Origin of the sequence: Bacillus cereus group sp. BfR-BA-01347 (assembly GCF_022663835.1) — a bacterium.
Lineage (GTDB): Bacteria > Bacillota > Bacilli > Bacillales > Bacillaceae_G > Bacillus_A > Bacillus_A thuringiensis_K.
The window spans coordinates 31,953-44,075 of the sequence record NZ_JAKUGG010000017.1; the positions used below are offsets into that span (position 1 = coordinate 31,953).

The following is a 12,123-nucleotide window of genomic DNA, read 5'->3' on the forward strand; positions in this document are numbered from 1 at the left end:
GAAAATATATGGATGATTACAAAGATTTACAAGGTTATCCCTTACAAGCAGGGCAAGGTGCTCCGTTTGCTGGTAGGTTAGTAGATTCAGAAAGAAACGAAAACGGAGTATTTGTGCGAATTCCTTTTGATATGCTAAACAATGCCGGTTTATATGGTGCTAATAAAGTAGAGGTGTGGGGGGAAACGGATGGAACGATATATTTCCGTATTGCAACAAGATGCGAAATATGTAAACGTGGAGCACGTCTATATGAACTAGATATGGGATTTGCGAAAAAGCACATATGTATGGAGTGTTATACATCGCTTACCAGTTCTTATCCATCACAAGAACCACCAAAACCGACTAATGAAAATAATACGCAAACAGAGTAGGAGCAGCATTAGCTGGTCTTTTTTTATTTCTGTTTATATTAGTTTTTAAGTGTTTTAATTATTAATTATAATATATAATAAATGTGATTTTATTGTCATATAATTTAATATTTCATCTAGGAGGTATATTATGAAAAAGAAATTTATGTTAATGATGCTTCTGTTTGCATTAATGGTAGGGGTACATCCTAATTCAATGATCAAAGCCGAAACCATTAACACACAAGGGATACAATTTGAACAAGGAAAATATGATTTAGAGGCAGAGGCTCCTTTCGGGCAGCACTGGAGCAGAAACTCACCTTATGCAGGTGCAGAAACATCTAATGTAAAATGGGAAAATAAACTCTATGATAAAGATGGAGGGAAAAATTTCAGTAATCAACCCGCAATTGGGCGTGACGGTACAATCTATATAGGAAATTACAATGGCAAATTATATGCTTTTAATAAAGATGGTTCAACAAAATGGATTAAAGATAACTTAATTACGCATTATGGTTCACCAGTTATAGCCGAAGATGGGACTATTTATGTGCCTGGCTATCAATTAACAGCTTTAAATCCAGATGGATCGATTAAATGGCAGGTTAAAATAAACGCTGTTGAAACACCAATTATAGGTAAAGACGGGACTATTTACGTACATAATAACGGTAGACATCGATTAGAAGCCTATAATCCTGATGGCACGTTGAAGTGGGAATCAAATGAAATTTTTAGTGGAAGAAATCAAGTACTTTCTTCAATGCTCTCACAAAATGGAACAATTTATACTGTAGTTACAAGTGGTGAGACTAATTACCTTTATGCTCATGATCAGAATGGCAAAGAATTATGGAAAAAATATGTTTGGAGTAATGGAGGTAATACTGGATTTACTCTTGGCTTAAATGATGAAATATATATTAATGGCGGAAGTAAGTTTTATGTGTTTGATAAAAATGGGGATTTAATAAAAGAATGGAAATGGCATCCTTACAACCCTTCATATGCATTTTCTGCTCCTGCTATTAATGCTAAAGATGGAACAATTTATGTCAGTGGGGCAGATGGATTATATGCCTATAATCCAGATTATACATTGAAGTGGAAATATGTCGCTAATAGTTTTACCGGTGCACCAATAATAGATAAAAATGGTGTAGTTTATATTACTACAAATGGTATTGGTGGAGTATATGCAATAAACCCAGATGGTACACTTAAATGGAGACTCCCAAAGACATATAATATAGTAGATAACTTTTCAAATAGTTCTATGACTCTTGGCAAAGATGGAACATTATATGCTATGGCAAGTAGAGGAACTGAATATTATTCACTAATTGCTATTGGCGACTCTTATACAGACACTGTATGCACTAAAGATAGTACATACATGGAAGTGCTTAAATCGTTGGAAGCAAAGAGTAAGAATGCTAAATTAACAGATGAAGAGAAGAAAGAAGCACGTGATATTTTAAAGGAATTATCGGATGATCTTGATAAAACAGACAAATAAACTTACTTGGATTAATACAATTGAATGGTTTTTGAGAAAAGAGGGACAAGCGTCTCTCTTTTTTTATTATAAATAAGGAGATGGAAAGATGGATCGTATTGATGTATTAATGAAAGCATTTATTGCTACATTTGGTGGCTTTTGTGGGTATTTCTTGGGAGGATGGGATGCAACATTGAAAATCTTAGTAACGATGGCAGTTATTGATTATTTAACTGGCATGATTGCAGCAGGGTATAACGGAGAATTAAAAAGTAAAGTTGGTTTCAAAGGCATCGCCAAAAAGGTGGTGCTTTTTCTTTTAGTTGGAGCGGCAGCTCAATTAGATGCAGCGTTAGGAAGTAACAGTGCTATTCGTGAAGCAACAATTTTCTTCTTCATGGGTAATGAGTTACTTTCACTTTTAGAAAATGCTGGACGAATGGGTATTCCGCTTCCGCAAGCTTTAACAAATGCAGTTGAGATTTTAGGCGGTAAACAAAAACAAGAAGATAGAAGAGGAGATGTTAAGTAATGGGACAAATTATTGATATTTCAAAATGGAATGGTGACATTAACTGGCCTATAGCAAAGCAATACATTGATTTCATCATCGCTCGTGTACAAGATGGTTCAAATTATGTAGATCCATTGTATAAAGGATATGTACAAGCCATGAAGCAACATGGTATTCCTTTTGGTAACTATGCATTCTGTCGTTTCGTTTCTGAAAATGATGCACGAATAGAAGCTCGTGACTTCTGGAACCGTGGAGACAAGAGCGCGACAGTCTGGGTTGCAGATGTTGAAGTAAAAACAATGAATGATATGAGAGTGGGCACACAAGCATTTATTGATGAACTACGCCGATTAGGTGCTCAGAAAGTTGGTTTATACGTTGGTCATCATATGTATGCTCCGTTTGGTATGGCAAATGTAAAATCTGACTTTGTTTGGATTCCTCGTTATGGCGGTAACAAGCCTGCTTATCCATGCGATATTTGGCAATACACAGAGACAGGTAATGTACCTGGTATCGGTAAGTGTGATTTGAACCAATTGACTGGCAGTAAACCGTTATCTTGGTTTACAGGTGAGGAACAAACAGAACAATCTGTTGCTAATGGTGGCTATCAATACGTTAAATCTGGTGGATTTGGCATTTCACTGGTTCAGGAAGTCGTAAATGCTATGAATGAGCGTGGAACAAAAGGGAAGGTTGTCTCTGATCCATTAACTGGTTTAGCGTACTTACAAACTGAAGTACTACCTAATGGCGAGCTTGATAAGATTACAGCTTGGATGGATGAAAGAAACTGGTGGTACGAGTACATTAAAAAATAAAACAAAAGAATAGTTTTATGAACAAAATTATTATCTGGTTCTATATGTAGATAATTATATATTGATTTTCATCTTTATAAATGTTAGGGTAAATATACACCGTTTCTTATTTATCTATGAGTACTGTCTGTAGAACGAATAGAATAATTTGAAAAAAATCCCCTTTTGCACCTATATGCAGAAGGGGATTTTAATATTTATGAGATTTAAAATTTACTTTTAGATAATGCTTTAAGTATTGGCTTTACAATTAAACTTATTAAACGAAAGCCTTTAAATATAGAGCGTACAACTTTCAAGGAATGTTCCTCCTAGTTGATGTTAATAAATGTATCATTATATAAAAAATAGAGATATAAAAATTTTTCTTCCATTTATCTTGTTCTTTTAAATTCTTCTTTCTTTGCCCTTAGAATCTAGCAAAATAGCATAAAAATTAATTAAAAAAGACAATTATTCTATTTATAAAACTATTCACTAAATTATTACCTTAATTAATCTTTAGAATCCTCATCGCTCATAATATATTCAATATCTTCATCTGTAAATTCATTGCCTTTAAATACTGGATGCCCATTTGGATCGAGCATACCCATTACTTTTTTATCTCTATCAGACACAATTAGTGTATAGTCCTCCATAAGAAAAGGGTTTTTTGGTAAATCCACTAATATTCTCCAAGCTGGTCTTATATCATCATTGTTTCTATTTTCTTTCACAATTTTAAATGTATAAGCCTCATCAAAGAAAAGCTGGTTGATATCTTCATTAACTACTCCATCTAATTTATTTTTCTTATGATAATGTTTAGCAATTTCTATTGCTTCCTGAGGCTTTAACATTACATCTACAGTAATTTCATTTATTTTCCTATAATGTCTTGAAAAATCTTCTTGCTTTAATTTTATATAATTTTGAAATTCTTCAGTAGACAATTGTTTAAACTCTTCATCAGACATATTTTTATACTTATCTAAAGACATATAAAATTCCCCTTTTATTTATATTTCAATCTTAATCTTTCGATATATTCTATTGAATGGTCAATAGAAGCTTTATCAAATAAATGTTTATTTTTCATTACTTGTTCAAATACATATTCTTCTCTTTCTAACCTACTAAGATTCATATATTGCTCTTTTCCTATATCTAACCACTGCTCTGCATGAAAACCCTCATGATGCATATTTATGACGGATGGTTTTTTCTTTAAATATATATCCCCATTAACAAAATCAAACGCTGCTTCTACATTGTTTGGAAGAATTGTTCCTTTTTTATCTATATTAACTTTTATACCTAATTCTCCCCATTCCTTTTTATACGCTCGAATTTCCTTTCTAGTAGCTAAAGTTTCTCCAATTTCATTGGTTTGAATATTTACTTTTCTAAAATCCAAGTCAGCTCCGCTTGTTGCCTTATTAACTTCAGCTGTACTTTCAGCAAACTGATGAGTCAATAATTTTTCTTTAGATTGTTTAAGGGCATTGCTATCTGAGAAAGAGTCTACAATATTTCTTCCTGTATAAGCAAATTGATTTTTTGGCATTAGAATATTATTCAACATGTCAACGCTTTGCTTATACTTATCTAAAGTTATTACGTTTTTAGTGCCGTGTATAAAATTTACACTTTCACTAAGTTTTGAGGTTTTGCCTAACGTTGAAACTTTATCTACACCTTTTGTTCCTACGAATAATTCAGCGATTGCTAATTTAACTTGCATCTCTACATTTCCATACCATTTAGCTCTGCTATTCCAATCTCCATTTACAACATCTTGATTCCACGAATCAGAAATAGCTTGTTCTACAGCAGCAAATGTTTCGTCGATGTGAGAAAGAGCATACACAGCACCCTCAACACTATCTATTGGATGTAAAATTGTGTTTAATATTCCTTTAAGTTCATCTAACACCGCTTCATTTTGCCCTTTTTTGTAGTTGTAATATTGCCCAATAAGGGGAGTGTTTTCTATCTGGCGAATAAACTTTTCGTACAACTGATCTATCGCTTCTACGTTATTTTCAACAGTATCTTTAAATTTATCGAACAACGATTCTTCTATAATACTACTTCCTTCAGAATGACGTTTTTTTTCTTCTGTAATCGCTTGGATAGAAGTTATCCACTCCATATTCAACCCTTGCGTACTAAATGTACCACTTGCAGGACTAAAGCCTTTTCCACTTTGAACTTCCGCCAAACCCATCGCAATGCTAGCGGCTAGTTGGAGTGCAGTATCATAATTATTACTAGAAGTATAATTAAATTCATATAGATGTTCTAATTTTTCTTGCAGTTTTTTCCTCATGACAGTAAAAAGATTCGCCATAGCGTCCATACCCGAGATTGGCATAGCTTGATTGATGGCTTCTATACTTGTTTTCATTCGGTCAATTTCTCGAATTTGTTCTAGTAACTCTTGTTCAACGACATCCGTGGAAGCGACCTGTGATTGGAATTGACTTGGAAAAGCATAATTCTGACGAATTAACTCTTCACACAGATAAATGATTCCTTGTGCTAAAGGGCGAAAGGTTTGTACAAAAAATGATTTTGCACTGCTATATGTTTGTCCTTGTAACACAGTATCAATTGCAAAAGCGTCAATCGACTGAATCGCTTGTTCCATACCTTGAATGGTAGCCGTACATACAGCATTCATACTTTGGGTTTGGGCATGTACTTCCCCTAAATACATATTTAAACTCAAAAATCTCCCCCCTTTTATGCGAACAAGTAAATCATACCAATTAAAGGATATATATGTAAATATGCTGCTGTAGTAAACTCAATATCAAAGTAGAACTTTTCCATTTAATTACTAAAGTACCGTCTAATTCGTCTATGGGTACCTGTGAAGAATATGGTATACAAAATAAATTTACAGGATTTGAAATGAATATATAATAGAAGAGAAAAGAAATGTTTATATTGTCGCTACCATGTTGGCGTCAACCTCATGCGCCTAATGGCAACGAAAAACATCTACTTCGTCCCATTCGGCCAAGATGCACCAGAGAAAAAACCGAACTCAATGGTAGCTCGCATGGAGCTGCTGGAAGATACAGTATTAGAAGCGCTGCAAGGGAAGCAATTGCAACCTGTGGTCGTAGAAAAATTCAGATATATGAATTAAAAAACGAAAAAAAACGGACAATTTTTGATGAAACCATCATTCTTACTGTAGAATATGATAAAATTAACGTTATTAAGATTAGAAGGGGTATTGTATACTCCTTCTGATTCTAAGTTATAGAAGGATTGGTATCTAGAAAGGGGCATAGTGATGGAAAAGCAAAAAACTTTTCATGTCGCTGTAGTTGGAGCAACCGGCGCAGTTGGTGAACAAATGTTAAATACTTTAGAGAAACGAGAATTTCCAATCGGGAAATTAACGTTACTTTCATCTAAACGATCTGCAGGTAAGAAACTTGTATTTAAAGGCGAAGAATTTACGGTTCAAGAGGCAACTCCTGAAAGCTTTGAAGGAGTAGATATCGCACTATTTAGTGCTGGTGGATCTGTATCGAAACAATTAGCCCCAGAAGCAGCAAAACGCGGTGCGATTGTTGTTGATAATACAAGTGCATTCCGTATGACAGAAAACGTGCCACTTGTTGTACCTGAAGTAAATGAAAATGACTTAAAAGAACATAATGGTATTATTGCAAATCCAAACTGTTCTACAATTCAAATGGTAGTAGCTCTTGAGCCAGTTCGTCAGCAATATGGTTTAAAACGAGTAATCGTTTCCACATATCAAGCTGTATCAGGTGCTGGTGCGGCAGCTATTGAAGAACTGCATGAACAATCACAAGCAATCTTAAATGGCGAAGAAGTTAAGGCAAATGTTCTTCCTGTATCAGGTGATAAGAAGCATTTCCCAATTGCTTTTAATGCGATTCCACAAATTGATAAATTCCAAGATAATGGATTTACATTTGAAGAAATGAAAATGATTAACGAAACGAAAAAAATTATGCATATGCCTGAATTAGAAGTAGCGGCAACATGTGTACGTTTACCAGTTGTATCAGGACACTCTGAGTCTGTTTACATCGAAGTAGAAAAAGAAGGCGTAACAGTAGCAGAATTAAAGAGCTTACTTGCAAATGCGGAAGGTATTGTTCTGCAAGATAATCCAGAAGAGCAGTTATATCCAATGCCAGCTACTGCAGTAGGTAAAAACGAAGTATTCGTTGGAAGAATCCGTAAAGATTTAAATAACGATAAAGGATTCCATCTTTGGGTCGTATCTGATAACTTATTAAAAGGCGCTGCATGGAATTCTGTTCAAATTGCAGAGCGCTTAGTAAAATTACAATTAGTGTAAACGGCTAAGAGAAGGTGCAAAATATGAAAATAATTGTTCAAAAATTTGGTGGCACATCAGTACGTGATGACAATGGACGTAAGCATGCGCTTCATCATATAAAAAAATCATTAGCTGCTGGTTATAAAGTAGTTACTGTCGTATCTGCTATGGGCCGTAAAGGTGAACCATATGCAACGGATACGTTATTAAGTCTTGTAAATCAAGAGGAATCTACTATTTCTAAACGGGAGCAAGATTTATTATTATCGTGCGGAGAGTTAATCTCTGCAATTGTTTTCTCTAATATGTTGAATGAGAACGGTATAAAAGCAGCAGCATTAAATGGTGCACAAGCTGGTTTTGTAACGAATGATGATTTTACGAATGCAAAGATTATTGAAATGAATTGCGATCGTATACATGAAGAGTTGGAAAATGTAGATGTAATCGTCGTTACAGGATTCCAAGGGCAAACGAAAAAAGGTGATACGACAACACTTGGGCGCGGAGGTAGTGATACTTCAGCTTCAGCATTAGGTGTTGCACTTCATGCTGAATACATCGATATATTCACTGATGTAGAAGGTGTTATGACTGCGGATCCTCGTATTGTAAAAGATGCACGTCATCTTCAAACTGTAACGTACAACGAGATTTGTAACATGGCTTATCAAGGTGCGAAAGTCGTTCATCCACGTGCAGTTGAAATTGCGATGCATGCAAAAGTGCCACTTCGTGTACGTTCTACGTATTCTGATAGTGAAGGTACACTTATTTCAGCATATGACGGTGCTACGAGAGGTCGTGATGTAGAAGAACGTCCTGTTACAGGTATTGCCCACGTATCAAACGTAACGCAAATTAAGGTGCTTGCAAAAGAAACGGCATATGATTTGCAACAACATGTGTTTAAAGAGATGGCGAACGAAGGAATAAGCGTCGATTTAATTAATATTTCACCTACTGGCGTAGCATATACGGTGAGTGATAATGTATCAAGTCATGCAGTTAAATTATTAAAGAACCTTGGATATGAGCCAATTGTGACAGAACATTGTGCGAAAGTATCTATCGTTGGAGCTGGAATGGCAGGATACCCAGGGGTTACTGCGAAAATCGTTACAGCTCTAGCGGAAAAAGGTATTCAAATCCTACAATCGGCAGATAGTCATACAACAATTTGGGTTCTTGTAAAAGAAACTGATTTAGTGGAGGCTGTAAATGCATTACATAGTGCGTTTGAGCTTTCAAAAGAAAAGCAACTGGAACAATAAGGAGTGAGACCATGATAGATTTTGGGACAATTGCAACCGCGATGGTAACACCGTTTGATATAAACGGGAATATCGATTTTGCAAAGACAACGAAATTGGTAAATTATTTAATTGATAACGGTACAACAGCAATCGTGGTAGGAGGAACGACAGGAGAATCTCCTACATTAACTTCAGAAGAGAAAGTAGCGTTATATCGCCATGTCGTATCTGTTGTCGATAAAAGAGTGCCCGTAATCGCTGGAACAGGTAGCAATAATACGCATGCTTCTATTGACTTAACTAAAAAGGCAACAGAAGTTGGTGTGGATGCAGTAATGCTAGTAGCACCGTATTATAACAAACCGAGCCAAGAAGGGATGTATCAGCATTTTAAAGCAATTGCTGAAAGCACGCCGCTTCCGGTTATGCTATATAACGTTCCGGGACGATCTATTGTACAAATCTCCGTTGATACAGTTGTTCGTTTATCAGAAATAGAAAACATTGTTGCTATTAAAGATGCCGGCGGCGATGTGTTAACAATGACAGAGATCATTGAAAAAACAGCGGACGACTTTGCGGTATACAGCGGTGATGACGGTTTAACGTTACCAGCTATGGCAGTTGGAGCGAAAGGTATCGTTTCGGTAGCATCTCATGTTATCGGAAACGAAATGCAAGAGATGATTACAGCATTTCAAGCAGGAGAGTTTAAGAAAGCACAAAAATTACATCAATTACTTGTAAGAGTAACTGATTCATTATTTATGGCGCCAAGTCCAACTCCAGTAAAAACAGCGTTACAAATGGTTGGATTAGATGTAGGTTCTGTACGTTTACCACTTCTTCCATTAACAGAAGAGGAAAGAGTAACGTTACAATCTGTTATGCAATCTATCCCTCGTTAATAAAAAATGACCTAGTGTAGAACTAGGTCATTTTTTATTATATGCAAATCTTTTCCTCTTTTTCTCACCTATATGTGTTTTTATAAGAACATTAATCGCTTCTTCATTATGTGTATAAGAAAATAATCATACCCCTTTAACTGAGTCAAAAAATGATAGATATTATGGAATAAACGTAATAAACCACGGTGTCTGTTTTTAGAGAAATCCCCTAAAATGTGACGTAATTCATAAAAAAAATCCATTTTGTAAGTGTTTTTGTTGGATTCTAGAAAAATAAATCTTGAAACTTCCTATTATGAAATGAATTTGGCGTATGTATGGCTAGTTCTTCAAAATAATATGGAGTATAAAATCGGAGTAAATATAAAGGAAATACGTTCGATACTTTTATTGTCATTCCGTTCTTTTCCTCTTTCTTTCGCACGATTTAACTTGTGTTCTATTTCTTGTATCAGGTATAATATGGCTAAGTAGCTTAGTACGGGTATGCTTAGCAAAATTGGTAAAAATTATAATTTGATTACATTTTCATATCATATCGAATAAGATATTTGATTTATATAATGAAAGAGAGGTGAAACCTGGTTTAAAAAATAAACAAGGACATGATATCGCATAACGGTAAGGACATTCGTCTTGGACGGTGAATATATGGTGGTTGTAGAGTTTCCCCTGGTGTCTCTGCAATTTTAGTGAAATCAGTGTTTGAAAGATTTTTAAACCAGGCAACAACATGAAGAGAAAAGAGAATGAGTCTGTTAAAGTATTTGCTCTTGGTGGAGTAGGTGAAATCGGGAAAAACATGTACTGTGTTGAAATTGATTCTGAAATCTTTATTGTAGATGCAGGGTTAATGTTCCCAGGAGATGAAATGTTTGGAATTGATATCGTTATTCCTGATATTACATATTTAGTGGAAAACCAAGAGCGAGTAAAAGGTTTATTTATTACTCACGGTCATGAAGATCATATTGGTGGTATTGTTTACGTACTTCGTAAATTATCTATTCCAGTATATGCAACGAAATTAACAGTAGGACTTATACAAGAAAAACTTGGCGAAGCGGGTATGTTAGGCCGTGTAGACTTAAAAACAATCGATTCAAATTCAACAGTAGAGTTTAATACTACAACGGTGTCATTCTTTGGAACGACACATAGTATTCCAGATTCTGTTGGTGTTTGTTTCCATACATCAAAAGGTGCGATTGTATATACGGGAGACTTTAAATTCGATCAAACTCCAATTGGAAATAGTGGAGCAGACCTTGGGAAAATGGCGCAAATCGGAAATGAAGGCGTACTTTGCTTATTATCTGATAGTACAAACGCAGAGCGCCCAGGTTATACAGGTTCAGAAAAAGAAGTTGGTGTAGAAATCTCTAAAGTGTTCTACGGCGCAGAAGGTCGTATTATTGTTGCTTCATTTGCATCGAATGTACATCGTATTCAACAAGTATTTGATGCAGCTGCTGAAACAGGGCGAAAAGTGGCGGTTGTAGGACGTAGTATGGTGAAAGTGGTAGATATCGCAAGACGTCTTGGTTATTTAGATGTTCCAGAAGGTATGGTTATTTCACTACAAGAAGTAGACAATTTCCCAGAGAAAAAGGTAGCTATTTTAACGACAGGTAGTCAAGGTGAACCGATGGCTGCTCTATCTAGAATGGCAAAGCAAGCTCATAAACAAATTTCAATTCGTAAAGGTGACACGGTTATTATTGCGGCTTCTCCAATTCCGGGTAATGAAATATCTGTATCAAAAATTATCGACTTGTTATTTAGAGCGGGAGCTGAAGTTGTTTATTACGGTGAAAGAAAAGTTCACGTTTCAGGTCACGGTAGCCAAGAAGAATTAAAATTAATGTTAAATTTAATGAAACCAAAGTACTTTGTACCCGTACACGGTGAGTTCCGTATGCAAAAAGCACATGCATACTTAGCTGAAGATGTAGGTATTACAAGAGAAAATATCTTTATCGTAGAAAAAGGCGATGTAATTGCTTTTGGTGACGATGAAGCGAACTTAGTCGGTAAAGTACAAGCTGGTAATGTTTTAATTGATGGATTAGGTGTAGGTGACGTTGGTAATATCGTTCTTCGAGATAGAAAGATGTTATCTCAAGATGGAATACTAGTAGTTGTTGTAACGCTTGGTAAAGATGAAAAGAAAATTATCTCTGGTCCAGAAATCATTTCACGTGGTTTCGTATATGTTCGTGAATCAGAAGCGTTAATTGAACGATCTACAGAGATTGTACGTATGATTGTTGAGCAGTCAATTAAAGAATATTCAATTGAATGGTCAATGTTAAAACAAAATATTCGTGAATTATTAGGACAGTTCTTGTACGAAGAGACAAAGAGAAAACCTATGATTTTACCGATTATTATGGAAGTATAAAAAAGATCACCCTTATGGGTGATCTTT

Annotated in this window: 10 protein-coding genes and 1 pseudogene; 9 read left to right on the forward strand and 2 right to left on the reverse strand. The window is 35.2% G+C overall.

What is annotated here, in order from left to right; genetic code table 11:
* Window positions 1-8: 8 nt before the first annotated feature.
* The 4 genes from MR143_RS22345 to MR143_RS22360 all read left to right on the forward strand — a co-directional run bounded on the left by MR143_RS22345 (window position 9) and on the right by MR143_RS22360 (window position 3,204).
* Entirely contained in the window at window positions 9-377 is a 369-nt protein-coding gene (locus MR143_RS22345; protein ID WP_242280986.1) for a hypothetical protein, read from the forward strand.
* A gap of 130 nt (window positions 378-507) precedes the next feature.
* Complete coding sequence (locus tag MR143_RS22350) at window positions 508-1,881, forward strand: outer membrane protein assembly factor BamB family protein (protein WP_242280987.1); 1,374 nt, start codon at window positions 508-510, stop codon at window positions 1,879-1,881.
* An 88-nt stretch (window positions 1,882-1,969) separates the two neighbouring features.
* Window positions 1,970-2,395, forward strand: coding sequence for a phage holin family protein (locus MR143_RS22355; protein WP_070179436.1), 426 nt, complete (start codon window positions 1,970-1,972; stop codon window positions 2,393-2,395).
* The gene (locus MR143_RS22360) at window positions 2,395-3,204 is read left to right on the forward strand and encodes a GH25 family lysozyme (protein ID WP_242280988.1); all 810 of its coding nucleotides are present in this window, start codon (window positions 2,395-2,397) and stop codon (window positions 3,202-3,204) included. Before MR143_RS22355 ends, MR143_RS22360 begins: the two co-directional genes overlap by 1 nt.
* A gap of 494 nt (window positions 3,205-3,698) precedes the next feature.
* Here MR143_RS22360 and MR143_RS22365 read toward each other — a convergent pair whose 3' ends face one another.
* Window positions 3,699-4,187, reverse strand: a complete 489-nt coding sequence (locus MR143_RS22365; RefSeq protein ID WP_000050864.1) for a hypothetical protein — start codon at window positions 4,185-4,187, stop codon at window positions 3,699-3,701.
* 14 nt (window positions 4,188-4,201) lie between these two features.
* The gene (locus tag MR143_RS22370) at window positions 4,202-5,920 is read right to left on the reverse strand and encodes a zincin-like metallopeptidase toxin domain-containing protein (protein WP_242280989.1); all 1,719 of its coding nucleotides are present in this window, start codon (window positions 5,918-5,920) and stop codon (window positions 4,202-4,204) included.
* A 237-nt stretch (window positions 5,921-6,157) separates the two neighbouring features.
* Between MR143_RS22370 and spoVFB the strand changes: the two are divergent.
* The 5 genes and pseudogenes from spoVFB to MR143_RS22395 all read left to right on the forward strand — a co-directional run.
* Window positions 6,158-6,346 (forward strand): annotated as a pseudogene (gene spoVFB / locus MR143_RS22375) (dipicolinate synthase subunit B); the annotation flags it as partial.
* 150 nt (window positions 6,347-6,496) lie between these two features.
* Window positions 6,497-7,543: an aspartate-semialdehyde dehydrogenase gene (gene asd / locus MR143_RS22380; protein ID WP_000414846.1), complete on the forward strand. Its 1,047-nt coding sequence runs from the start codon at window positions 6,497-6,499 to the stop codon at window positions 7,541-7,543.
* Window positions 7,544-7,566: 23 nt separating this feature from the next.
* Window positions 7,567-8,799, forward strand: coding sequence for an aspartate kinase (dapG, locus tag MR143_RS22385; RefSeq protein WP_000692450.1), 1,233 nt, complete (start codon window positions 7,567-7,569; stop codon window positions 8,797-8,799).
* An 11-nt stretch (window positions 8,800-8,810) separates the two neighbouring features.
* Entirely contained in the window at window positions 8,811-9,689 is an 879-nt protein-coding gene (gene dapA / locus MR143_RS22390) for a 4-hydroxy-tetrahydrodipicolinate synthase (protein WP_000564763.1), read from the forward strand.
* Between the two features lie 736 nt (window positions 9,690-10,425).
* Window positions 10,426-12,096 carry a ribonuclease J gene (locus MR143_RS22395; protein ID WP_000823089.1) on the forward strand — a complete coding sequence of 557 codons (1,671 nt, stop codon included), beginning with the start codon at window positions 10,426-10,428 and terminating at the stop codon, window positions 12,094-12,096.
* Window positions 12,097-12,123: the final 27 nt, after the last annotated feature.

What these genes read in the sequence shown, in the direction of transcription:
- MR143_RS22345 (WP_242280986.1), top strand. Translation starts at nt 9, where the DNA reads ATGGATGATTACAAAGATTTACAAGGTTATCCCTTACAAGCAGGGCAA.
- MR143_RS22350 (WP_242280987.1), top strand. Translation starts at nt 508, where the DNA reads ATGAAAAAGAAATTTATGTTAATGATGCTTCTGTTTGCATTAATGGTA.
- MR143_RS22355 (WP_070179436.1), top strand. Translation starts at nt 1,970, where the DNA reads ATGGATCGTATTGATGTATTAATGAAAGCATTTATTGCTACATTTGGT.
- MR143_RS22360 (WP_242280988.1), top strand. Translation starts at nt 2,395, where the DNA reads ATGGGACAAATTATTGATATTTCAAAATGGAATGGTGACATTAACTGG.
- MR143_RS22365 (WP_000050864.1), bottom strand. Translation starts at nt 4,187, where the DNA reads ATGTCTTTAGATAAGTATAAAAATATGTCTGATGAAGAGTTTAAACAA.
- asd (WP_000414846.1), top strand. Translation starts at nt 6,497, where the DNA reads ATGGAAAAGCAAAAAACTTTTCATGTCGCTGTAGTTGGAGCAACCGGC.
- dapG (WP_000692450.1), top strand. Translation starts at nt 7,567, where the DNA reads ATGAAAATAATTGTTCAAAAATTTGGTGGCACATCAGTACGTGATGAC.
- dapA (WP_000564763.1), top strand. Translation starts at nt 8,811, where the DNA reads ATGATAGATTTTGGGACAATTGCAACCGCGATGGTAACACCGTTTGAT.
- MR143_RS22395 (WP_000823089.1), top strand. Translation starts at nt 10,426, where the DNA reads ATGAAGAGAAAAGAGAATGAGTCTGTTAAAGTATTTGCTCTTGGTGGA.